Origin of the sequence: Pandoraea soli (genome assembly GCF_902459595.1) — a bacterium.
GTDB lineage: Bacteria > Pseudomonadota > Gammaproteobacteria > Burkholderiales > Burkholderiaceae > Pandoraea > Pandoraea cepalis.
The window spans coordinates 32,712-55,460 of sequence record NZ_CABPSG010000013.1 but is presented as its reverse complement, the minus strand read 5'-3'; the positions used below and the strand labels follow the sequence as shown (position 1 = coordinate 55,460).

Here is a 22,749-nt window from a genome sequence, read left to right as displayed (position 1 = left end):
TCGGGTTGGGGGCCGCCCGCGGCACTCCAATGCCTGTTAAGTCGCACCGCGGGCGGCCCCCAACCCGATACGTCAATGCACACGATGCGACGACACCCGTCGGGCGACCGAGGTGGGTGGTGAAACAGAATGCGGCTCCGCAAGCAGCCAACAGAAACGCGTATCCCTAAACTGTCAACATCAGGCATCGGCCAATGACAGGCTGCATCACTGAGGCTTCAATTCCCTCAGAAACGCTTTGAGCAAACCGACATCATTGCCACGCAGGCCCTCGCGCGCACTCGCGTAGCTATGCTCGGCCCGGATGAAAAACTCCTGCGGACTCGCGAGGGTCGGGATACGCCCAAAAGCCGCAAGCAGCGCGGTGAGCACCGACTTCAGATACGCCTCGAGGTTGGCACACAGCAGCGCGATGTTTACCATGCGGCCGCCGCTGTGGACGATGTCGCAGCGGGCTCGCCAGATCCGTTGCAAATGCCAGCGCAGCCCTTCCTCACAACGTTCGAGGAACTTGTTCATGTCTTGAGGCGAGGCCAAATAGTTCAGGAACTGGTCAAGACGCATCTGAGTAAGCGGTAGCGCCTGCAACTTAGCGCTAATCGTCTGGCGATGGGCCGCTTGACCGAGGACATCGTAGAGTTGGGCGAAATCCAGCTCTTTGAGCACAATTGGTCGGCCGGTAGCGGAATCGACGAGTTCAACCGACTGTTCGAGCAGCACCTCGCGATACGCGTTTAGGTGATTTATCACGGACACGCCCATGAGGACCGGCGTAACGCTCCCCTCGACTGCGTCGGCGATCGAGTTTGACCCGCCCATACCTTTGGCGAGGAATTCGAGACCAGTCCACCAGTTAACGAGCTTGTTCTCGAAACTGGTTGTATCAGCACCCATCCGATACAGCCGGAATGCAGCGAGCACCCGGTCACGGCCTTCCTGAGAGAAGCGATCACCGCTGACCAGCACACTGACATTCCTAGCAAACGCGTCAAGCTGCTCGGGGCTCACCGATGACTGTGGATTCGGCACTACCTTCGGGATCGGCAGTATGCGCCAGTTGTTATCGCTCGTCTTTCGAACCGCGAACAACTCAGACACGGCAATGTTCGCCCGGTCGTACTCGAAACGGACCAGATCGAGCACGCGGTTGATACGTTCGTGGACTCGCTGGCCCGCGGTGCGCGCGTCGAGCGCACCCTCCACAGTGGTAACAAAGAGGCGATACCCCTGCTCCTTCATGCCGCCATCAAGCGCGGCGACCTCGGCTGGGGTGGCTTGGGCGAACGTGATCCCGCCGATGCTAGCGGGAAACGACTTCGGGTCAGTGATGCCGTCCACGGCAAACCACACCTCCCAGGAACGCTGCTCCGACGTAATCAGCTTCTTGAGTAGGTCGAAGCGCTGTGCAAAATTATATGGTTTCGTTTGCCGCCTAAATGGAACGAGGACATGGCTGTACAGTTGGAACAGCCCCTCAATGCTCTGGCCCCGCGCGATCAGGTAGCTGATGAGGCTCCCCGTAAGCGACCGGATCTCGTTGAAGCGCTCAAACTCGGGCCGGGCGTCCGGTGACAACACGGCGTCGTGAATACCCTGAATGATCTCGCCGACGTAGTAGCGATGCAGCGTGGCCTGGTACTCGCGCAGATGCGACTCAAGGAGCGACCGCCCCTTGTCCAGCGACGCCTTATCGTATTTCACACCAAAAGATTTGCCTAACAATGTGCAGATCGTCGCCGTCGGGACGCTGAGCGCGGGGCGCTTGAGCGCTGCCTCGGAGACCAGGATCTTGATCGCCTCGCGCCCCACCATCCAGCGGTCCTCACCGTTCGCATGTGGGTACGCCGTCAGCCGCATCAGCTCCTCAAGGATGTTGACCGCGTGCATGACGCGCACGCGGTGCGAGTCGAGAGAATACGCATACGTCATGTTGTACCAGACGCTCGCGAAGACCGCCTGTTCGCGCGTGAGCGGATACTGCGCCAGTTTCGGATCGTTTTTCATTGCACCTGCGGCTCGTTCGTCTTGCGTACGCGGTTTTTTGGCGTACACTTTTTCAATGCTGGCGTTTTCGCGGCCAAGTTTTCGGGACATCACGACGCGTTTTTGTTGACCGAGGAACTTCGCGCGCCTATAGTACGTCATACTTACGCCAAGCCCGTCGCGCTGTTTTTGACGGCAAGATTATCAAGGGGTCAGGAGTGTGGGTCTGGGCGGTGTCCCGCTGCATTTTCTGTTCCCCAACCCATTCAGAAGGCTCGCCAAACGGCGGGCCTTTTGTTTAGCCCCCTTCTGCGTCCCACCCCGGCAATTGCAGTCTCCTAGGCCTCGGCACTCAAGGGCCGTCTTGGTCTGGTAACACCCGCCCCCGGCGTTGACCACTTTTTCACACCTCGATAGAGCCTCCACGGAGCTCTTTGACGACTACGACTGGATTGTATCCTGTAGCGCTACACAATACAATACACTCAGGCAATCGCTCAGTCACAGTTGGTCAGCTCACGTTAATCGAGGATTTTATGGCTCTGCCTAACGATATCCCCCATCCTGGAACGCGCATCAGGGCCGAGATCATTCCACAGGGGATGTCCGTCACCAAAGCCGCGCAACTTATGGGGGTAGGCCGCCCAGCCCTGTCGAATTTGCTCAATGGCAACGCCGCTTTGTCCGCCGAGATGGCCGCACGCCTGGAGAAGGCGTTTAACTATCCGCTCAAGGACCTCATGGAGATGCAAGCGCAGTACGATGCGGCACAGGCCAAACGGAAAGACGCGCCCGCCGACATCAAGGCCTATGTGCCGCCCTTCTTGAGAATCAAGGCCAACGATATCGAAGATTGGGTCTCGCATAACATCTTGGCGCGCAGCCGCCTTGCGGTGTTCTTGCGCACACTGGTGCACTCGACCGGCAGTGCGCTCACGAAAGTGGACTTTCCCGGTAACGACGACGCTGAACGTCCGGGATGGGATGGGTTCCTAGAGGCAAACGAAGGAACGCCTTGGGTTCCTGCCGGGCGTTCCGGCTGGGAGTTTGGAACCAACGAGGACCCTAAGGCGAAGGCAGAAGGCGACTTCGAAAAGAGCGTGAGGCCCCTTGGAAGTGAGGAGCGCGCGGAAACGACGTTCATATTCGTTACGCCGCGCCGGTGGGCCGGGAAGGCCTCCTGGGTTGCCACCAAGAAGGCGAAAGGACTTTGGAAGGACGTTCGCGCTTACGATGCGAGTGACCTTGAGCAATGGTTGGAGCAGTCGCTGCCTGCGCAAGCGTGGTTCGCGAACGAGACGCACATCCCTGCGGAGCACGTGCGTTCACTCGACAAGTGCTGGGCAGACTGGGCCGGCATCTGTACCCCGCCGTTGAGTGGTGCTCTGTTTGACTCTGCCATCCAGTCGACCAAACGGGCCTTGCTCGCTCGCCTCTCCAAACCGTCAGAGGGGCCGATTTTGATTGCGGCTGACTCTACTGACGAGGCGCTTGCCTTCCTTGCCCAGTTGCTTAGCGAGCGTGGTGGTAACGATCTGGCGTCATATCGCGACCGCGTTTTGGTGTTCGATAAGCCAAATGTATTGCCGCGCCTGATGGCAGGGGCGCAGACGTTCATTCCGGTCGTGTTTTCGCGCGAAGTCGAGCGCGAACTCGCTCCCTATGCGAATTCTATGCACTCGATTGTCATCTACCCTCGCAACGCCGTGACTGCTAGTCCAGACATCGTTTTGGAACCGGCCAGCTTCGAGACCTTCGATAAGGCACTTGGAGAGATGGGCAAGAATCGTGACGACATCGCGCGGCTTGCGAGTGCGTCGGGCCGATCGCTCACCGTCTTACGCCGTCAGCTTTCGTCGGTCCCGGCGGTGCGATCGCCGGAATGGGCGATGGACCGTCAGACGGCGGCCAGCCTCGCGCCGTTCCTTTTTGTGGGTGCATGGAATAGCCAAAATGAAACCGATAGGATCGGACTTTCGCTTTTGGCCGGAGACCGTCCGTATGACGATCTTGAGAAAGATTGCCAAAGCCTTGCTCAATTGAACGACGCACCGATCTGGTCGGTCGGCACTTATAGGGGCGTGATCTCGAAGATTGACTTGCTTTACGCTATCGCTGGCGCAATAACGCAGGCCGACCTGAATCGCTACTTCGCGGTAGCACGCATGGTACTCGGTGAAGACGATCCAGCGCTCGATCTCGACGAGGGTCAGCGCTGGACGGCTGCGATTCATGGAAAGACGCGTGAGTTTTCCAGTACCTTCCGCGAAGGCATTTCGGAAACGCTGGTCTTATTGGCCGTCCACGGCGAGCAACTGTTCAAGAGCCGCCTCGGCATCGATACCGAAATTGAGGCAATACACGTCGTGCGCGAATTGCTTCCGACACCATTGAGCACGCGGATTCTAGAGGCGAACGATCGCGACCTTCCTACCTATGCGGAAGCCGCTCCCGATGAATTCCTCTCGATCCTGGAACGAGACCTCAAAGCCGAGAAACCCGCTGTTCTCGGGCTCCTGCGTCCCGTAGACCCTAGCGTGTTCGGGCGCAGTCCGAGCCGAACCGGGTTGCTTTGGGCGTTGGAGGGTCTTTCCTGGAACTTCAAAACGTTGCCGCGCGCGGCCTCGATCCTCGCTCGGCTCGCGCAGGTAGAAATAGACGACAACTGGGTCAACAAGCCGATCAATTCATTGCTGTCTATCTTCCGCGCTTGGATGCCCCAAACCGCGGCCAACCGCGAGCAGCGAGTGGCCCTGATGAAGAAACTCGCCGAGAGATTTCCAACCGTGGCATGGAGGATCTGCGTCGCACAGTTCGGCACCCATCATCAAGTCGGCGACTATAGCCACAAGCCGCGCTGGCGCCCCGACGGGTATGGATTCGGCGAACCGCTTCCCACTTGGGGACCTACCATCGAATTCATGCGAGAGATGGTCGAGATGGCGTTGACCTGGCCGAATCATTCGCTTGGAATGTTATGCGATCTGATTGAGCGTCTGCACGGCCTGACCGAGGCCGACCAAAATCGCGTCTGGACGTTGGTTGAAGGCTGGGCAAAAAATAGCGCTAGCGATGCCGATAAAGCGGTTATGCGCGAAAAAATCCGCGTTTCCACTCTGTCTCGACGCGCGGCCCTTCGAACGAGAAAGGGTGGACAAACAACTCGCGTGGCGACCGCAGGCATGGCGGCCTATGCGGCACTCGAACCGAGCGACCTCCTCAATAAGCACGCTTGGTTGTTCCGCAACGGATGGGTTGAGGAGTCCGCCGACGAGATCGAGGACATCGAGAAAATCGACTTCCACAAGCGCGAGGAACGCGTCACTCGCCTGAGGATCGCCGCGTTGCGCGAGATCGTTGCGCAGCGCGGCCTCGCCGGGATATTGCAGCTTGCCGAACGCGGGAACGCTACGTGGGTGATCGGCGGACTCGTGGCCAGCGCCGTGTTGTCCGAGCACGAACTTATGGAAGTGCTGCGCCTCGCGCTCGCGCCGATCCTCGCTGGAAAGGAGGAACTTCACGCGCACAAGAATTTCGTTAGCGGCGCCCTGCGAGCTCTGATCGATGACGACAAACGCGGAGCTGTCCTCAAGAGCGTCGCAGCCGACCTCGCCGCAGAGGACGTCATACAGCTATTTGTGCTCGCACCGTTCTGCAGAAGCACTTGGAAGCTGGTCGATACCCTCAGCGAGGCAAACCAGACCAAGTATTGGAGCGAGGTCACACCAGACTGGATTCGCGACGCGGACGCCGAAAACAACGAAGCAGTCGAGAGATTATTGAAGGCAGAGCGGCCCCGTGCGGCGTTCTCGTGTATTCAGTTTCATCCGGCCAAACTCGATGCCCAAGTTCTTTTCCGCCTGCTATCGGCGACGGCACAGGGGGGCAAGGATCGGCCCGGTGAGTACAGGCTCGAGCATTACTATGTTGAAGAGGCTTTCAAGCACCTCGACAGCAGTCCGGCACTAACTCTCGATGAGAAGGCTGGCTTGGAATTTGCCTACCTCGATGTCCTAGCACGCCCCTGGGATCGTCAGGGCCAGTACGGAATCCCGAACCTTGAACGGTATATCGAGACTCATCCCGAATTTTTCGTCCAGGCGATATCTTGGGCCTACAAACGCAACGACGGCGGGACGGATCCCGCCGAATTTCAGGTCCCATCCGAGCGCATCGCGGACATGGCCGAGCGTGGCTACAAACTGCTGGAAGCCATCCAACGCATTCCCGGCCACAACGACCTCGACGAACTTGCCGGGGATCGTCTAGCAAAGTGGATCTCTACCGTTCGACAGTCCTGCGCTCAGTTGGGCCGCTCTGAAATTGCCGACATCTGCATCGGCAAGCTGCTTTCGTTCGCGCCGGTCGGTGATGATGGCGTGTGGCCGTGTGAACCGGTGCGGGACGTGATGGAGGACATCCAATCAGAGCCCCTAATGAAAGGGGCATGCACCGGAGTTTACAATTCCCGCGGAGCTCACTGGCGCGGCGAAGGTGGCGAGCAGGAACGCGCGCTGGCAGAAAAGTATCGGAAGTGGGGACAACTGATTCAGGTCTCGCATCCGTTCGTTTCTTCCAAGCTTCTAATGGATCTAGCCGAAAGCTACGACCGCGATGCGAGCCGTGAAGACACCGAAGCAGGCATCAGGCGTCGCCTGAGGTAAGTGTTCTGGCGGCATCGCACTCCTCGCGCCAAGGGCATCCTTGACGTGCGCGTCGGCGGAGGCTCGTGGAGTTCGCCCCCACATTTTCGGTGCAGTGGAAGTGCAGTGCTCAATTCTCCTGGGGTGGCTGAAGTTACGCTTAACGGCTGTTCCTAAACAACTTTAGATTATGTTCGTTTACGGATGCATAGTCTTAGTTTTCAGCAACCTCCCGCGTCACACGCCGAATTCGCGAACCACGCCTGCCGCCCTCCCCCCCGCATCGGTCCGTCAACGCAAGCGACGCGGCAACACCGAACGGACAACCAAGGTGAGCGGTAAGAGAGAATGCGCGAACCACGCTTGCGGCTCCCCTCCTCGATCCGTAAGCGCAAAGGATGCGACGGCACCGAGGGGACGACTCGGGCGACTGGAATGACAGGATGCGTGAGCGACGCTTGCCGGTGCCCTGACGGAGCGACTTTAAAGTGGAGCGCAGTCAGGGTACCGGCAAGCGTCGCGGGTATGGGGGCTAGCGGGTGCGTGGGGGGGGTGGATAGACGGGCGGTGTCGACGGATCGGAGAGGCGTGAGCAAGAAAGGCAGTTCGATGATTCGAACTGCCTTTTTTGCATACCTCGACACAAGAAATCCCACGCCTGCCAGCGCCCAGAAAAGAAAAAGGCGGCGCCGAACCCGGCGCCGCCTTTCTCTCACTTGCCCGAAGAAACGCGGACAAGTTCTGAAGAAGCCTTACATCCCCGGCATCATCAGTGTGTTGGCGTTGTGCATGATCCACAGCGAGCCGACCAGCACGATGGACACGATCAGGATCGTGAACGCGAAGGCCATCACGTTCCAGCGCTGTTCCGACGAGCGGTCCATGTGCAGGAAGTACATCAGGTGGACGATGATCTGCACGAGGGCCGCGCCGAGAATCAGCGGCAGCACCGTCGACGGCGGCATCGTGCCATCCATCACCAGCTTGAACGGTACGACCGTGAGGATCACTGCGAGCACGAAGCCGATCAGGTACGACTTCACGCTGCCGTGGCTACCACCGGCCGCATTGTGGCCAGCGTCGTGGCCATGCGATTGCACCGATTTCGTATTGCTCATTTACATCGCTCCCATCAGGTACACGACCGTGAACACGCCGATCCAGACCACGTCCAAGAAGTGCCAGAACAGCGACAGGCATTGCAGGCGCGTGGTGGTGGTCGAGTTCAGACCCTTCTTGCCGATCTGGAACATCAGCACGGCCATCCACAGCAGGCCCGAGGCCACGTGCAGACCGTGGGTGCCCACCAGGGCGAAGAACGACGACAGGAAACCGCTGCGGTTCGGGCCTGCACCTTCCAGAATCAGGTGGTGGAACTCATACAGTTCCATCGCGATAAACCCGGCACCCAACAGCCAGGTCACCGCCAGCCAGCCCAGCACCGTGCTCTTCTTGCCGTTGTGCAGACCCACCATGGCAAAGCCATAGGTGATCGACGAGAACAACAGGATGAACGTTTCGACCAGCACGAACTTCAGGTCGAACAATTCCTTGCCCGTCGGGCCGCCCGCAGACGAGTCACGCAACACCGCAAAGGTGGCGAACAGGCCGGCGAACAGCACCAGGTCGGTCATCAGGTATACCCAGAAACCGAAGATCGTGTTGCCACCGGTGTCGTGGTGCGCGTGGTCGTGCGCATGCGCATCGGCATGCGCGCCAGAGTGTTTGAGAACTTCGCTCGTCATGATTAAGCCTTTGCTGCTGCGGCCAGTGCCTGATGGTGAGCCGTTTCAATGGCCACCACTTCCGGCGACTGCACGTAGTAGTCGATCGAATCGTCGTTGCTGCGGCAGATGAACGTCACGATCATGCCGACGAAGCCCACGATGGCCAGCCACCAGATGTGCCAGATGGCCGCGAAACCGAACACCAGCGAGAACGCACTGATGATGAAGCCGGCACCGGTGTTCTTCGGCATGTGAATCGGCGTGTAGCTCGTCTTCAGGTCGCCCTTGATGCCATGCGCCTTGCGATAGGCCAGCTCGTCGATGTCATGCACGCGCGGCTCTTCGGCAAAGTTGTAGAACTGCGGCGGCGACGACGTCATCCACTCCAGCGTACGGCCATTCCAGGGATCGCCCGTCGTGTCGGCGAGCGCCTTGCGGTTCTTGATCGAGACGACCAGTTGCAGCACCTGGAAACCGATACCCGCGGCAATGAACAGTGCCCCCACCCACGCGGCGATCAGCCACGGCTGCCACGCAGCGTTTTCGTAGTGGTTCAGGCGACGGGTCATGCCCATCAGGCCCAGCACATACAGCGGCATGAACGCGAGGTAGAAGCCGATCAGCCAGCACCAGAAGCTTGCCTTGCCCAGACGCTCGTCGAGCTTGAAGCCGAAGGCCTTCGGGAACCAGTAGTTCATCCCGGCGATGTAACCGAACAGCACGCCACCGATGATCACGTTGTGGAAGTGAGCAATCAGGAACAGCGAGTTGTGCAGCACGAAGTCGGCGCCCGGCACCGCCAGCAGCACGCCCGTCATGCCACCGATCACGAACGTGACGATGAAACCCAGCGTCCACAGCACCGGCACGGTCATTTGCACGCGACCGCGGTACATCGTGAACAGCCAGTTGAAGATCTTCACGCCCGTCGGGATCGAGATGATCATCGTCGCGATACCGAAGAACGCGTTCACGTTGGCACCCGAGCCCATCGTGAAGAAGTGGTGCGCCCACACGAGGAACGACATCACCATGATCGCGGCCGTGGCATACACCATCGACTTGTAGCCGAACAGCTTCTTGCCCGAGAACGTCGAGATGATCTCCGAGAACATACCGAACGCCGGCAGAATCAGGATGTACACCTCCGGGTGACCCCAGATCCAGATCAGGTTGATGTACATCATCGGGTTGCCGCCCAACTCATTCGTAAAGAAATGGAAGTCGAGGTAGCGGTCGAGCGAGAGCAGCGCCAGCGTCACCGTCAGCACCGGGAACGCGGCACACACCAGCACCATCGTGCACAGCGAGGTCCACGTGAAGACCGGCATCTTCATCAGGTTCATACCCGGCGCGCGCATCTTCAGGATCGTGACGACGAAGTTCACACCCGTGAGCAACGTGCCCAGACCCGAGATCTGCAAGGCCCAGATGTAGTAATCCACCCCCACGCCCGGACTGTATTGGATGCCCGAGAGCGGCGGGTACGCCAGCCAGCCGGTGCGCGCGAATTCACCCACGCCCAGCGACAGGTTCACCAGCGCCGCGCCCGCCACGAACAGCCAGAACGAGAGCGTGTTCAGGAACGGGAATGCCACGTCGCGGGCGCCGATCTGCAGCGGCACCACGAGGTTGACGAGACCCGTCATGAACGGCATCGCCACGAAGAAGATCATGATCACGCCGTGGGCGGTGAAGATCTGGTCGTAGTGCTCCGGCGGGAGAATGCCCGGCGAGTTGTGCGCGAGCATGAGCTGCGTACGCATCATCATGGCGTCGGCAAAGCCGCGCAGCAGCATGACGAGCGCCACGAGCACATACATGATGCCGATCCTCTTGTGATCGACCGACGTGATCCACTCGTTCCACAGGTACTTCCACTTGCCGAAGTAGGTGAGCAACCCAAGGATGCCCAGCCCCCCCAGCACCATCATGCCGACCGCGCCGACGATGATCGGCTCGTGGTACGGGATGGCTTCGAGAGTCAGTTTGCCAAACAGCGTTGACATTGTTGTTTACTCCTTGTGCGCGTGCGCAGACGCACCGGCGTGCATCGCATGCGCGCCGGCATTGTCCATGGCCATGGTCATCGCAGCGGCGGCCGGTGCCGTCGCTGCGTCGTTGGCCGCACCCTTCATGTCCATCGTCTTGTCCATGCCCTTCATGTCCATGGCACCGTGGTTCTCATGGCCTTCCTGCTGCTGGGCCATGCCGGATGCCATCGGGGCGTGCACGATCGACTGGAACAGGTTCGCGTCGACCGAGCTGTAGTACGTGACCGGCGTGTTATCGCTCATCGGCACGAGCGAGGCGTAGGCGTCCTTGTCGAGCACCTTCTTCGACTCGCGCACCTTCGTCACCCATTGCTCGAAGTCGTTGTCGGTCATCGCCAGCGTCTTGAAACGCATGCCCGAGAAACCGCCGCCGCTGTAGTTCGCCGAAATGCCGTCGTACGCGCCGACGTGGTTGGCGATCAAGTGCAGCTTCGTCTGCATACCGGCCATCGAGTAGACCTGGCTACCCAATTGCGGAATGAAGAACGAGTTCATGATCGATTCCGACGTGATCTTGAAATTCACGGGGGTATCGACCGGAACGGCCAACTCGTTGATCGACGCAATCCCTTGCTCCGGGTAGATGAACAACCACTTGTAGTTCATCGACACCACTTCGACCGTGATCGGCTTCACATCGCTTTGCAGCGGCTTGTAAGGATCGAGTTCGTGGGTGGAGACCCAGGTGATGCGCGCGAGGATCGCAATGATGATGATCGGCACGAGCCAGACCACGATCTCGATGGCCGTGGAGTGCGACCAGTTCGGTTCATAGCGGGCCGCCTTGTTGCTCGCGCGATACTTCCACGCAAACCACAGCGTCATCAAGATGACCGGAATCACGACGATCAGCATCAGCCAGGTGGCCGTGAGAATCAGGGATTTGGTCTCTTCTCCGATCTGCCCCTTGGGGTTGAGAACGGCCATGTCGCAGCCAGCCAAAAGCAGCGGCGAGCACAGGGCGAGGAGCCTTAGCAATCGCGGGTTTCTGTGTTTCTTCATGTCACACGACAGGGTTGAGTTGGCCAACGAACGGCGCAACACGGGCTTACCGGCCTGATGCAGGGTCGCAGGAGGTTGGCAAGGGTTAAGGTGAGACGGGAGCAGTCGCCGCGCCGATATTGCACCGGCCGAACTACGACGACTGTGTCATCGAAAAGACGGGAACCGGAGCACGTTGCCGCCCCGAAGACCTCAAGTCACTGCCCGACTTCTTGTCTTTTACTTCCATCACGGTGCGGCATTATGCCGAAGTTTAATTAGGCCGCACATCGCACACACACCGGCGCGACAATGTGTCGCGCAGCCCTCACGCATACGCGCGCGACGTTTTCAAAGCAGATCGGCACCTGTTTGGCGGTAAACGCTGTGCAATGCAGCAATTCGGGAAGGTTCTTAGATTTCAAGAGGTGCGACGTTGTGTCGCACCTTCATTTGCCGTGCCGCAGCGAAACGCACCAAGTTAGTGCGTCGAGAGGAAAGGAGGGCAGCGGAGGACGTTGGCCCGGCGTTTCAATCCAGCGACAGGCGCACGGCGAACGCCATGAGCGCCGCGCCGAACGACCAGCGTTGGACTTTTTGTGCCAGCGGGCGGGTGCGCAGCCAGCGGGCGATGCGGGCGGCACCGAAGGCGAGCGTCACGTCAAAGATCGCGCCCACGACCAGCAGCAGTACCCCCAGTTCGAGCACCTGCGACCACACTGGCCCGGCTTCGGCGCGGACAAACTGGGGCAGCAGCACCGAACAGAACAGCAGCGCCTTCGGATTGAGCACGCTGGAGAGCACACCGCGCCGCACGGAATGCGCGAGCGGCGGTGCAGCGTCGGTCGGCGCGGCCGTGGTCTCGATGCCGAACGCCGGAGAACGCCAGATCTGGATCGCCACCCACGCCAGATAGATCGCGCCCGCGATGCGCACCGTCTCGAAGAGCCACGGCGCCGAACGCAACAGCGCCGCCACGCCGCAGGCCGAGAGCGTTACGTGCCCGGCACGCGCCAGTGCCAAGCCGGCCGCCGTCGCCAATCCGTGCCGCACCCCTCGCGTCATGCTCGTCTGCATGACGAGCGCCATATCCGGGCCCGGCAACGCGTAGACGACGATCAACGCACCGACGAAGACGGTGAGCAACTGCAGCGAAACCATGATTTTCCCCTGACGGCCGCAATGGCGGAAACGAACCTCATGATCTCGCTATTCCACGAGCGATACACGGCGTTTTTCACTCATACCTCGCTAATAATTTAGATCATTTCACCTCGCAAGCGCATTTCACGTTGGAATCTCGCCATATCAGAGGTCACGCCCGCAACAATCAACCTAATCCGGAAGGATGAGGGCAACACTTTCCGGAAACTGCAGATCGTGGTGGAATGCCAGCTTTGCAGTAGCTTTCGTAGCGGGATACTCATCATGAACGAACTCGACGCCATCGATCGGGCGATTCTCGCCATCGTCCAGCGCGATGGCCGCATTTCCAACGCTCGGCTTGCCGAACGTGTGTCGCTGTCCGAAACACCCTGTGCGCGACGTCTGAAACGGCTCGAAGCCGAGGGCTATATCACCGGCTATCGGGCAGAACTTTCGCACCGCGCGCTGGGGCTTGGCGTGACGGCATTCGTGCATGTGCGCTTCGCCGTTCATGACCGTGCGCTGTCCGAGCAGTTCGAGCGCGAAGTCCAGGCCATCGAGCGCATTGTGTCGTGCCACAACATCTCCGGCAGCGCCGATTACCTGCTCGAGGTGGTTGCCACGGATCTCGACGATTACGGCATGTTCACGCGCGACGTGCTGCGCGCCCTGCCCGGCGTCTCGTCCATCGAATCGATGCTGTCGCTGCGAGAAGTCAAACGCGATACCGGTGCGCCGTTGCGCTAATCCGACTCTCGGTGGCATGGCGCGCATTTGCCCGTAGAATGGCGGGCTGACTCGACTTAGCAGACCCCAGGTGCCTCATGCCGGACGCCACGCCCGTCGTACCTTCCCAGCCGACCTCCCTGCCGCGCGATGCGCTTGGGGCCAGCGCCGCCAACGATGACGCCCTGATGTTCGACCTCGCGCCCGTTTCGCTCTGGCTCGAGGACTTCAGCGGTGTGAAGCAATTGTTCGACGAATGGCGCGCACAAGGGATCACCGACCTGCGCGCCCACTTCAAGCTCGACCCGGCACACGTCGCCGCTTGCTCGCGACGCATTCGCGTCATCAAGGTCAATCGACGAACGCTGTCGATGTTCAACGCCCCATCGCTCGACGCGCTCGTGGCCGGCCTGCCGCGCATCTTCCGCGACGACATGCTCAAGACCCACATCGAAGAGCTTTGCCAGTTGTGGGACGGCCGTACACACTTCACGAGCAAGACGGTCAACTACACACTCGATGGCCGGCGTCTCGATGTGCTCCTGAACGGCTCGGTCCTGCCCGGGCACGAAGCCACGCTGGAACGCGTGTTGATCTCGCTGGAAAACGTGACCGAACTCGAACACGCCCGTGAGCGCGTGACGATGGGCGAGCAATACGCACGCGGGCTGTTCGAATACTCGCCAGTCTCGCTATGGGTGGAGGATTTCAGCGCCATCAAGTTGTTGCTCGACGACGCCCGCGCGCGCGGCATCACGGACTTCCGCACGTTTACCGACGTTCACCCCGAATTCGTGGAACGGTGCATGACCGAGATCCACGTGCTCGACGTGAATCGCCACACGCTGGCGATGTTCGTCGCCCCCGACAAGGCCTCGCTGCTCGCCCGACTGCCCGAAGTGTTCCGCGACGACATGCGACACAATTTCCGCGAGCAGTTGGTCGACCTGTGGGAGAACAAGCTGTTCCAGCAGCGCGAAGTCGTCAACTACGCGCTCGATGGCAACGAGATCAACGTTCACCTGCAGTTCGCGGTGCTGCCCGGTCACGAGGCGCGCTGGGACCTGGTGCTCGTGGCACTCACCGACATCACCGCCCGCAAGAAGGCCGAGTCGTATCTCGAATTCCTCGGCAAGCACGACGTGCTGACCAAGCTGCGCAACCGCTCGTTCTATGTCGACGAACTCAACCGGCTGGAGCGCAAGGGGCCCTATCCGGTGACGGTGATCGTCGCCGACCTGAACGGCCTGAAGACCGTGAACGATCAGTTGGGGCACGCCGCAGGCGACGCGCTGCTGCGCCGTGCGGGCGAGGTGTTGAGCAAAGCGGTCACCGCCCCGCAGATCGCGGCGCGCATCGGCGGCGACGAATTCGCATTGCTGCTACCCTCCACCGATGCGACGAGTGGCGCGGCGCTGATCGAGAGCATTCGCCAACTCGTGGAGCTGAACAACTCGTTCTACCCTGGCACGGCGCTCTCCTTCTCGATGGGGATGGCGACGTGCGAGGCAGGCGAGCGGCTCGAAGCCACGACCCAGCGGGCCGATCTGCTGATGTACGAAGAAAAGCGCAATCACTACGCCGGCACCATGAACGAACGGCGAGTGCTCGATGGGCTGCCGTCCGGCGCCGGCGAGATGAGCGGTGGCGGCAGTCGCGACTGAAGCGACTGAAGCAACTAGCGCGGCTGGAAAGCGATCAGGCTCATGCCCGCTAACGCAACGGCCACGCCGGCCATGTCCCACGGCGTCGGGCGCATTCCATCCACGAGCCATAGCCACACAATCGCCACGCTGATATAAACGCCGCCGTACGCCGCATAAACACGACCGGCCGCCGACGGATGCAGCGTCAGCAGCCACGCGAAAAGCACGAGCGATATCGCCCCCGGCACGAGCAGCCATGCGCTGCGATCTTGCTTGAGCCACAGCCAGGGCAAATAGCAGCCGACGATCTCCGCCACCGCCGTGACGACATAAAGCAGGAAGGTTTTCATCGTGCGATTATGCCCGGCGCGAATCGGATGCGTCATTTCGCTGGCAGCATCGAATGGCGAAGTCGTCGCGTGGCCTACAATGCCGCGTCTACCGGAGAAGCTCATGGAATCGTTGGAAGCACGCGTCGTCGAACTCGAAGTCAAGGCGGCGTTTCAGGAGGATTTGCTCGAAACCCTCAACGACATCGTCACGCGTCAGGAGCAGCAGCTCGATTTGCTGCAAAAGCAGCTCAAGGCGCTGTACCAGCAGATGCAGTCGCAGGGACAAGGGGGGAACGATGGCAATCCACGTCACGAAGTCCCGCCGCATTATTGAACTGGATCGAACCGGCGAGCCGGTCGCGCCGTTGCACGAAGACGAACGCGCGTGGGCACGGATTGACACGGTTCTCACGGGCCAACGCCGCACGCAGAACGATTCTGCGTCGTCCGGGTCACATCATCATCGACGATTCAGGCATGGCCGCGCCGTGCCCGTCCCTCGGACCTTCGTAACATGAACGCTTACCGCGCGCCTCGCCGCCTCCCCCTCACCGACACCACCGACACCACCGACACCTCGTACAGGTCCGTGACCTCGCGCCGCGACGCACTGCGCCTGACGGCGGCGGGGATCCTCGGCCTTGCGCTCGCCCCGCTCATGCGCCCGGCCAATGCCGCGTACAACATCTGGACCGGCGAGTACACGATGACGCGTCAGGACATCGAGGCGGCCGTCGGCAAACGCTTCCCGACCACGCTCAACTACGGCCAACTACTGTCCGTCGAACTGACGCATCCGAAAATCGGCTTCAATCCGCAGGCCAATCGCGTCATGACGCAGATCGACGCGCACTTGCAGAACGTCTTGCTGCAGGGCCAGCCGCTCGCGGGCGTGCTGAGTCTGTCGAGCGCGCTGAAATACGACCCGGTCAAACGCGCCGTGTTGCTCGACAACCCGAACGTCGAGCGTGTGGATGTGAACGGCATGCCCCCGGCATACGACCAACAATTGACGGCCATTGGCGGCTCTCTCGCCCAGCAAGTGCTCAATCAGTATCCGATCTACACATTCAAACCCGAGCAATTGCGTTATGGCGGACGCGATGTCGAGCCGGGCGCCATCACCGTGCTGCCCGACGGCATCAAGGTCGAAGTCAAAACGAAGTGACCGGGCCGGGCGCCGGGCCGCAAAACAACAAGGGCAGTCCGAGGGCTGCCCTTGTCTTATCCCGCGGGGTTCTCCGACGTCGCGCCTACGCGTGAGACCGGGAACGCGCCGAACTCAGACCACCGTCAGCGTCACGTCGATGTTGCCACGCGTGGCGTTCGAGTAGGGGCACACGATGTGCGCCTTCTGCACCAGCGCCTCGACCGTCGCGCGATCCACGCCCGGCACGCTGATCTTCAGTTCCGCCTGAATGCCGAAGCCGGTCGGGATCTGGCCGATCCCGACGCTTCCGTCGATCTTCGTGTCGGCGGGCAGCGCAATCTTTTCCTTGCCCGCCACGAACTTCAGCGCGCCCAGGAAGCAGGCCGAGTAACCGGCGGCAAACAGTTGTTCCGGATTCGTGCCGCCAACGCCCGCGCCGCCCATTTCCTTGGGTACAACCAGCTTGACGTCAAGCACGCCGTCGGACGACACGGCACGGCCATCACGGCCTCCGGTAGCGGTGGCATGGGCGGTGTACAGCACTTTTTCGATCGACATAACGAACTCCTGGTGAGTAGAGAATTTCACTTCCAAACTTCGATCGTCCCGGCCCGACACACCTTCACGGCGTTGCCTTCCGGCCGGACGACCCCTCTGACATCCGCTGGCCGGCTCGTGCGAGCCGGCGTCAACTCAAGCGACGCCGCACACCGACGCCACCACATCCTCCAGGCGCGACGGCGCCCGGAACAAACGGGAAGCCATCACGCTCCCCTGAAACCCGGCAAACAGCGCACGCGCAGTGCCATCGGGCGACGACGTCAGCGTGAGCGAACCGTCTGCCACGCCCTGGGCCAGCACACGTGCCAACCATGCTTCGTGATACGCGAAGAATCGCTGCACCGCTTCGCGAACCGTCTCCGGCAGCGTTTCGATGTCGGCCGCCAGCATGCCGCACAGACAGATCCGATGGCCGTCGGCCGCGATGCGCCCGAATCCTTGCGCATACAACCCCAGCTTCTGCGCAGGCGGCAGTGCCTCGTCGATGCCCGCCAGCCCTTCGTTGATCAACGCGTCGTAAGCCTTGATGGCTTCGAGGACGAGATCTTCCTTGGCCGGGAAGTAATAGTGGATGCTCGACGTCTTGACCCCGACCTGCTCAGCGAGATCCCGATAGCTGAAACCGTTGTAGCCCCGCGTCATCAGGAACCGCTGCGCATGCTCGAGCAGTTGTTCCTTGACGGTCGGCGTCGTTGGCGATGTGTTTGTGCGATTCATGAAACGAACTTTATCTACCAGTAGATAGATAGTCAAGCCGTTTTATCGGATCGACCGATGGATTTTTTCAATGAAGTCCATAGCCGGGACGCCACCGCATCCCCTGCCATGTTCGGCGCCCAAGAAGAAGAACAGCGGATCTCGCGAGCCGCTGTTCCATGAATGGCCAAATCTCTCCAGGTGTCCGACGTCGCTCAGAAGTCGATCTTCGCGTTCAGGCTGACCATGCGCGGGTCGGCCGGCTTGATGTAGTTGTCGTACTGATATTCCCAATACTTGCGGTTGGTCAGGTTGCTCACCGCCGCGCGAAGCGTCACGTCCTTGCCCGCGACGCGCGTGCGGTAGGTCGCGCCGAGGTTGATCAACGTATAGCCCGAGACGGTCAGCGAGTTCTGCGGATTGAGCGCCGTGCGACCGTTGTAGCGAATGTCGCCCCCGACCGAGAGACCCGGCACGTAAGGCACCTTGTACTCGACGTTGCCCGAGAGCACGAAGCGCGGCGCACCGCCCACCCGGTTGCCGTCGAAACCGTTCGTACGGGCGTACCAGCTATCGAGCGCCATGGCACTGGCGCCGAGCGTCCACCGTGGCCCCAGCTTCACCGCCCCCGCCAACTCGATCCCCTGGTAGATCGACTGGCCGTCCGAGACGCGCGCGTTGGCGCTGTTCGTGTACACCGCACCCCGCTCAATGCGGAAGAGCGCCGCCGTCGTGCTCCACGTGGCCTGCTCCGTCTTCACGCCAACCTCGTACTGACGGCTCTTGAACGGGTTGAGCACGGCGCCCGCGTTGGCGTAGGCCGCCCCCACCACTTCGCCAGCCTCCAGCGCTTCCACATAGCTGGCGTACGCCGTCGTGTTCGGCGCGAGCTTGTACATGACGGCGAGCGTCGGCGTGAACACACCGTTCGTCGAGTAGGTCGAGATCCCTTGCGCGTTCGTCTGATTGTAGTTCGTGAAGCGCGCGCCACCGAGCACCGACAGTCGATCCGTGATCTGTACCGTGTCGGAGGCGAAGACCGAGCGCTGCTCAATGGCGCTGGCGCGTTGCGCCTGGAGCGTCGAGCCGTCGCCAAAGAACTGATACGACGCCCCCTGGTACAGATTGCCCGAGTAAGTCGAGAAGGGAACATACGCGTTCGCGGTGACCGGGCTGTACAGATACGCGTAGTCGTTCGTCTGATACTGCGAGGCGTAGCCGAACGTGAGCTGATGCGCGAGCGGCCCCGTACGAACTTTGCCCTCGGCCGCCACCTGCCACGCGTGGAACGTATTGATTTCGTCGCCCAGATCGTTCAGGCCACGGAAGTCGCCGGCGCCGTTGAGCAAATAGAGCGTGGCTTCGTTACGGTCGCGCGTCGACTTGTTGTAGGCGAAGTTGGCCGACACCTTCCAGTCCGGGTTCAACTGATATTGCAGGCCGGTCGTGTAGAACTGCGTGATGGTGTTCAGATGCGTGGCCTGCGTCTGAAGATTCGCGTTCGACACATTGATCGGCCCCGGCAACTGATGGCCCTGGAAGAACGCCGTCGAGAGCGAGGGCGTGGTGCCCGTCGCCCGGCGATCCTGGTACATCGCCCCGAAGTTCCACGTCAGGTCGGGCGTCAAACGTGCGTCGAGCGCGAGCGACACCGTGTCGCGATTCAGATTGCCGTCCGAATAGGTGCGGCCTTCCTCGTGCGTGTAATTCAGCCGCGCGCCGAACATGTCGTTCGGCCCGGCACGCCCCCCGAGATCGACGTGCTCGCGCCAGATGCCGTCTGAATGAAAACCGACATCGACGCTGGCGATGCGCTCGTCCGTCGGCTTCTTCGTCACATAGTTGACGACACCGCCCGGGGCAACGAAGCCGTACATGAAACCGGACAACCCCTTGAGCAGTTCCACGCGGTCGAACTGCTCGTACGGCATCGTCACGCCGTAGGTCATCACGGGCATCCCGTCGAGCTTGAAGCCGGATTGCCAGTCGATCGGCATGCCGCGCACATAGATGTAACCGGCCCAGGCGTCGAAGGCGTTGCTGCCGTCGGTCACGGAGGCGTCGGTCGCGAATACGTCCCCAAGCTTCGCGGGTTGGCGTTGTTCGAGCTGCTCCTGGCTGACCACCGTTGTCGAGAACGGCGTATCGAGCTGGCTACGCGAGCCAAGCGCGCCGGATTGCACCGGCTGCTTGAGGTTCTGCGGCGTTTCACGCAGGGCCGAGCCGGTCACCGTTGTGGCCTGGAGCGTGGCTTGGGCGTCGGCGTCGGTTGTCGTTCCATCCGTGGACGTGGCCGCCATCGGCCGGGCGATGGCCGGTGCGGCGGCAAAGGCCAGGAGTGCGGCCAGCGCGAGCGGCGCCAGACGGCTACGGGGAACGACGACGTTGCCCGTAGCGGTGCGGCCAGCCTCCCTCGAGGCGCCGTGGTGGTAAGCGAAGGTCATGCTGGAAATCCCGAGTGACGGTTTAAAATATTTATTTAATGAGAATCGTTAGCATTCTCATTCAAAGATAGGAATATTAACAAACGTTCACGTATCGTCAACAAGTGTTGAAGATCGGCGTCGCGGGACAACACGGAAATACAACATTTCCATCCCTTACAGAAAGGGAATGTTGGCAAACGACGCTGCCGGACAGTTGCGGCGGCGGTGGTTTCGGGGCGGTGGTCTGACCGGCGCATCGGAAACCGTGTCAAATAGGCTAGTATTGCGGCACTGTCGCCGACCGAGCGGCTAATCGACTGGACCGCCGACCCTCATCCGGGGCGCGCGTGCAATGTGGTATGGACCTCGACGCCATTGATCTGAAGATTTTGCGGGAGCTGCAAGCCGACGCCCGCCTCACCAACGTAGAACTCGCCTCGCGCGTGAACCTCTCGCCGTCGCCTTGCCTGGCGCGCGTGAAAGCGCTCGAAGCGGCGGGCTACATTCGCCAGCGCGTCACGCTGCTCGATCCGTCCCGGCTCGGGTTGCACATCAACGTTTTCATCCACGTCACGCTCGAAAACCAGAATCGCGACGGTCTGGATGCCTTCGAAACGGCCGTCACCGCATTGCCCAACGTCATGGAGTGCTACCTGATGTCGGGCGACGCCGATTACCTCCTGCGCGTCATGGTCAGCGACATGAGTGCCTACGAGACGCTCATCACCGATCGGCTCTCCCGCATCCCCGGCATCCGCAACATCCGCTCCAGTTTCGCGCTCAAGCAGGTCTTGTACACCACGGCCGTCCCGGTGCCGGACCGCTCCGGCGATGCCTGAGGCCGCGTCCCCCGCTACGTTCGCGACGTCCGACGCTGGCCCGCCCCCGCACGGCGGGGCCGGCCAGCAGATCGCCTTGCATGTCGCGGCCATGTTGTTCGGCGCTTCGGCGCTGTTCGGCGAGCACATTGCCGCGAGCAGCGCGATGATCGTCTTCGGTCGCGGCCTCTTTTCGTGGCTTGCGCTGAGCGTCATTGCCCTCGCAGGTCTGGCGGGCATGCGCAGTGCCGCGCGGGTCGCGGGCGGCGCGCCGTGGCGCGGGCTCTCGCCCGCCTCGGCGTTGCGACTCATCCTCGCTGGCGGGCTCCTCGCCGCACATTGGCTCGCGTTCTTCCTGGCGATCAAAGCGGGCGGCGTGGCCGTCGGCACGCTCGGCTTCGCCTGCTTCCCGGCGTTCGTGATCCTGCTCGAATGGCCATTGCGTCGCGAGCGCCCCACCTTGGGCGACGCGGGCGTCATCGCACTCGTGTGCGTCGGTCTGGCGCTCGTCACCCCGGCGTTCGACTGGCGCGCCGGGGCAACGGTCGGCCTCGCGTGGGGGGTGCTCTCCGGCGCCATCTACGCCGTCATCGCCCTGTCCAATCGCGTGCTGGGCGCGCAAGTCTTGCCGCTGCAGGCCAGCTGGTGGCAATGCTTCGGCATCCTGCTCGTGCTCGGCCCGTTTGCATGGCGCGAGGCGCTGTCGCTCCCCGCGGTGCAATGGGGCTGGCTCGCATGCCTCGGCGTCGTGTGCACCGCCCTCGCCTACACACTGTTCATCCACGCGCTGCGCACCGTCAAGGCCAGCCGGGCGGCGGTGGTCATCGCCCTAGAACCGGTCTACGCCATCGCCTTCGCATGGGTCCTCTTCGGCACCTCGCCCACGCTCAAGATGGCCGCGGGCGGTGTGTGCATCGTCGGCGCCGTGGCCTGGTCCGGTTCGATGCGCTCACGCCGTCCCGCTCACTGATGTCTCACGGATCCCTCACTGAGGCTCCCATGAGGCCGTCGACCGTCAGACGAACATCCCGCCCGACGCCTCGATCCGCTGGGCATTGATCCAGCCGGTCTCGTCGGCCAGCAGCGCCGCCACCATGCCGCCGATGTCGTCGGCCTCTCCCACGCGGCCCAGTGCCGTGTTCGCGGCCACCATCTGATTGACGCCCTGATTGTCACGCACCGTGCCGCCGTTGAAGTCCGTCGCGATGGCGCCCGGCGCCACCGTATTGGCCCGGATACCGCGCGCGCCCAACTCCTTCGCCAGGTAGCGCGAAAACACCTCGATACCGCCCTTCATCATCGCGTAGGCCGACGCCCCCGGCAGCGAGAATCGCGCCAGACCGCTCGAGACGTTCAGGATGCGTCCGCCGTTCGCGATCAGCGGCAGCAACGTCTGCGTGAGGAAATACGGCCCCTTCAGGTGCAGCTGTACGAGTTCGTCGAACTGCGCCTCGGTCGTCTCGACGAATGGCGCGTGCAAGCCCGTTCCGGCGTTGTTGACAAGGAAATCGAACGTATCGCGCTGCCAGACATCGCCCAGCACACGCCTGATCTTTGCGGCGAATGGGCCGAACTGCGAGGCATCCGACACGTCGAGCGGCAATGCCACGGCATTCGCACCCAACGCGACGATCTCAGCCACCACCGCGTCGGCTTCCGCGCGCTGGCTGCGATAGGTGAGGATGACGTCGATTCCGCGACGTGCCGCTGCCAGCGCCGACGCGCGGCCCAGGCCGCGGCTGCCACCGGTGATGAGAACGATTCTGCGAGTCATGGTATTTCTCCTGAAGGCGTTGGGCCTTGCCGGTTGGCAACGCCCTGTTGAACCCCATCGACACCCGCGCCGTTCAATGTCGGTGA

The 22,749-nt window shown here is 61.5% G+C and carries 18 protein-coding genes; 7 read left to right on the top strand and 11 right to left on the bottom strand.

Annotation, left to right across the window (positions count from 1 at the left end):
• Positions 1-207 precede the first annotated feature (207 nt).
• Positions 208-2,145, bottom strand: a complete 1,938-nt coding sequence (locus PSO31014_RS18970; RefSeq protein ID WP_150553030.1) for a hypothetical protein — start codon at positions 2,143-2,145, stop codon at positions 208-210.
• 374 nt (positions 2,146-2,519) lie between these two features.
• On the opposite strand from PSO31014_RS18970, the gene PSO31014_RS18965 reads away from it, so the two are divergent.
• Positions 2,520-6,647, top strand: coding sequence for a HigA family addiction module antitoxin (locus tag PSO31014_RS18965; RefSeq protein WP_150553029.1), 4,128 nt, complete (start codon positions 2,520-2,522; stop codon positions 6,645-6,647).
• 731 nt (positions 6,648-7,378) lie between these two features.
• Here PSO31014_RS18965 and PSO31014_RS18960 read toward each other — a convergent pair.
• The 5 genes from PSO31014_RS18960 to PSO31014_RS18940 all read right to left on the bottom strand — a co-directional run bounded on the left by PSO31014_RS18960 (position 7,379) and on the right by PSO31014_RS18940 (position 12,549).
• On the bottom strand, positions 7,379-7,744 hold the full coding sequence (locus PSO31014_RS18960) for a cytochrome o ubiquinol oxidase subunit IV (protein ID WP_150553028.1): 366 nt from the start codon (positions 7,742-7,744) through the stop codon (positions 7,379-7,381).
• Positions 7,745-8,371, bottom strand: coding sequence for a cytochrome o ubiquinol oxidase subunit III (locus PSO31014_RS18955; RefSeq protein ID WP_017234270.1), 627 nt, complete (start codon positions 8,369-8,371; stop codon positions 7,745-7,747).
• Between the two features lie 2 nt (positions 8,372-8,373).
• A complete protein-coding gene (cyoB, locus tag PSO31014_RS18950; RefSeq protein ID WP_150553056.1) occupies positions 8,374-10,353 on the bottom strand; it encodes a cytochrome o ubiquinol oxidase subunit I in 1,980 nt (659 codons plus the stop codon).
• 15 nt (positions 10,354-10,368) lie between these two features.
• A complete protein-coding gene (cyoA, locus tag PSO31014_RS18945; protein WP_150553027.1) occupies positions 10,369-11,409 on the bottom strand; it encodes a ubiquinol oxidase subunit II in 1,041 nt (346 codons plus the stop codon).
• A 510-nt stretch (positions 11,410-11,919) separates the two neighbouring features.
• Entirely contained in the window at positions 11,920-12,549 is a 630-nt protein-coding gene (locus PSO31014_RS18940; RefSeq protein WP_150553026.1) for a LysE family translocator, read from the bottom strand.
• Between the two features lie 267 nt (positions 12,550-12,816).
• Between PSO31014_RS18940 and PSO31014_RS18935 the strand changes: the two genes are divergently transcribed.
• Positions 12,817-13,281 (top strand): Lrp/AsnC family transcriptional regulator, encoded by a 465-nt coding sequence (locus PSO31014_RS18935; RefSeq protein WP_150553025.1) that lies wholly within the window; start codon positions 12,817-12,819, stop codon positions 13,279-13,281.
• Between the two features lie 77 nt (positions 13,282-13,358).
• Positions 13,359-14,924, top strand: coding sequence for a sensor domain-containing diguanylate cyclase (locus PSO31014_RS18930; RefSeq protein WP_150553024.1), 1,566 nt, complete (start codon positions 13,359-13,361; stop codon positions 14,922-14,924).
• Between the two features lie 14 nt (positions 14,925-14,938).
• Here PSO31014_RS18930 and PSO31014_RS18925 read toward each other — a convergent pair whose 3' ends face one another.
• Entirely contained in the window at positions 14,939-15,256 is a 318-nt protein-coding gene (locus tag PSO31014_RS18925) for a YnfA family protein (protein ID WP_150553055.1), read from the bottom strand.
• Between the two features lie 103 nt (positions 15,257-15,359).
• Between PSO31014_RS18925 and PSO31014_RS18920 the strand changes: the two genes are divergently transcribed.
• Both PSO31014_RS18920 and PSO31014_RS18915 read left to right on the top strand, forming a co-directional pair.
• Positions 15,360-15,572 (top strand): SlyX family protein, encoded by a 213-nt coding sequence (locus PSO31014_RS18920; protein WP_425494892.1) that lies wholly within the window; start codon positions 15,360-15,362, stop codon positions 15,570-15,572.
• Between the two features lie 255 nt (positions 15,573-15,827).
• The gene (locus tag PSO31014_RS18915; protein WP_150553053.1) at positions 15,828-16,406 is read left to right on the top strand and encodes a DUF1439 domain-containing protein; all 579 of its coding nucleotides are present in this window, start codon (positions 15,828-15,830) and stop codon (positions 16,404-16,406) included.
• A gap of 114 nt (positions 16,407-16,520) precedes the next feature.
• On the opposite strand, the gene PSO31014_RS18910 is transcribed toward PSO31014_RS18915, so the two are convergent.
• The 3 genes from PSO31014_RS18910 to PSO31014_RS18900 form a co-directional block, all read right to left on the bottom strand.
• Complete coding sequence (locus tag PSO31014_RS18910; protein ID WP_017234280.1) at positions 16,521-16,946, bottom strand: organic hydroperoxide resistance protein; 426 nt, start codon at positions 16,944-16,946, stop codon at positions 16,521-16,523.
• 135 nt (positions 16,947-17,081) lie between these two features.
• Positions 17,082-17,666 carry a TetR/AcrR family transcriptional regulator gene (locus PSO31014_RS18905; protein ID WP_150553023.1) on the bottom strand — a complete coding sequence of 195 codons (585 nt, stop codon included), beginning with the start codon at positions 17,664-17,666 and terminating at the stop codon, positions 17,082-17,084.
• 194 nt (positions 17,667-17,860) lie between these two features.
• The gene (locus PSO31014_RS18900; protein WP_150553022.1) at positions 17,861-20,089 is read right to left on the bottom strand and encodes a TonB-dependent siderophore receptor; all 2,229 of its coding nucleotides are present in this window, start codon (positions 20,087-20,089) and stop codon (positions 17,861-17,863) included.
• Positions 20,090-20,430: 341 nt separating this feature from the next.
• Here PSO31014_RS18900 and PSO31014_RS18895 point away from each other — a divergent pair, with 341 nt between their 5' ends.
• Both PSO31014_RS18895 and PSO31014_RS18890 read left to right on the top strand, forming a co-directional pair.
• On the top strand, positions 20,431-20,910 hold the full coding sequence (locus tag PSO31014_RS18895; RefSeq protein ID WP_017234283.1) for an Lrp/AsnC family transcriptional regulator: 480 nt from the start codon (positions 20,431-20,433) through the stop codon (positions 20,908-20,910).
• On the top strand, positions 20,903-21,859 hold the full coding sequence (locus PSO31014_RS18890) for a DMT family transporter (protein WP_150553021.1): 957 nt from the start codon (positions 20,903-20,905) through the stop codon (positions 21,857-21,859). The genes PSO31014_RS18895 and PSO31014_RS18890 overlap by 8 nt, the downstream gene beginning before the upstream one ends.
• Before the next feature lie 45 nt (positions 21,860-21,904).
• On the opposite strand, the gene PSO31014_RS18885 is transcribed toward PSO31014_RS18890, so the two are convergent.
• Positions 21,905-22,663 (bottom strand): SDR family NAD(P)-dependent oxidoreductase, encoded by a 759-nt coding sequence (locus tag PSO31014_RS18885; RefSeq protein WP_150553020.1) that lies wholly within the window; start codon positions 22,661-22,663, stop codon positions 21,905-21,907.
• Positions 22,664-22,749: the final 86 nt, after the last annotated feature.

Excerpts from the sequence above, each read along its gene's own strand:
- PSO31014_RS18920 (WP_425494892.1), top strand. The coding sequence starts at position 15,360 with ATGGAATCGTTGGAAGCACGCGTCGTCGAACTCGAAGTCAAGGCGGCG.
- PSO31014_RS18940 (WP_150553026.1), bottom strand. The coding sequence starts at position 12,549 with ATGGTTTCGCTGCAGTTGCTCACCGTCTTCGTCGGTGCGTTGATCGTC.
- PSO31014_RS18890 (WP_150553021.1), top strand. The coding sequence starts at position 20,903 with ATGCCTGAGGCCGCGTCCCCCGCTACGTTCGCGACGTCCGACGCTGGC.
- PSO31014_RS18960 (WP_150553028.1), bottom strand. The coding sequence starts at position 7,744 with ATGAGCAATACGAAATCGGTGCAATCGCATGGCCACGACGCTGGCCAC.
- PSO31014_RS18925 (WP_150553055.1), bottom strand. The coding sequence starts at position 15,256 with ATGAAAACCTTCCTGCTTTATGTCGTCACGGCGGTGGCGGAGATCGTC.
- PSO31014_RS18900 (WP_150553022.1), bottom strand. The coding sequence starts at position 20,089 with ATGACCTTCGCTTACCACCACGGCGCCTCGAGGGAGGCTGGCCGCACC.
- PSO31014_RS18910 (WP_017234280.1), bottom strand. The coding sequence starts at position 16,946 with ATGTCGATCGAAAAAGTGCTGTACACCGCCCATGCCACCGCTACCGGA.
- PSO31014_RS18905 (WP_150553023.1), bottom strand. The coding sequence starts at position 17,666 with ATGAATCGCACAAACACATCGCCAACGACGCCGACCGTCAAGGAACAA.
- cyoA (WP_150553027.1), bottom strand. The coding sequence starts at position 11,409 with ATGAAGAAACACAGAAACCCGCGATTGCTAAGGCTCCTCGCCCTGTGC.
- PSO31014_RS18935 (WP_150553025.1), top strand. The coding sequence starts at position 12,817 with ATGAACGAACTCGACGCCATCGATCGGGCGATTCTCGCCATCGTCCAG.
- PSO31014_RS18965 (WP_150553029.1), top strand. The coding sequence starts at position 2,520 with ATGGCTCTGCCTAACGATATCCCCCATCCTGGAACGCGCATCAGGGCC.
- PSO31014_RS18885 (WP_150553020.1), bottom strand. The coding sequence starts at position 22,663 with ATGACTCGCAGAATCGTTCTCATCACCGGTGGCAGCCGCGGCCTGGGC.
- PSO31014_RS18955 (WP_017234270.1), bottom strand. The coding sequence starts at position 8,371 with ATGACGAGCGAAGTTCTCAAACACTCTGGCGCGCATGCCGATGCGCAT.
- PSO31014_RS18895 (WP_017234283.1), top strand. The coding sequence starts at position 20,431 with ATGGACCTCGACGCCATTGATCTGAAGATTTTGCGGGAGCTGCAAGCC.
- PSO31014_RS18970 (WP_150553030.1), bottom strand. The coding sequence starts at position 2,145 with ATGACGTACTATAGGCGCGCGAAGTTCCTCGGTCAACAAAAACGCGTC.
- PSO31014_RS18930 (WP_150553024.1), top strand. The coding sequence starts at position 13,359 with ATGCCGGACGCCACGCCCGTCGTACCTTCCCAGCCGACCTCCCTGCCG.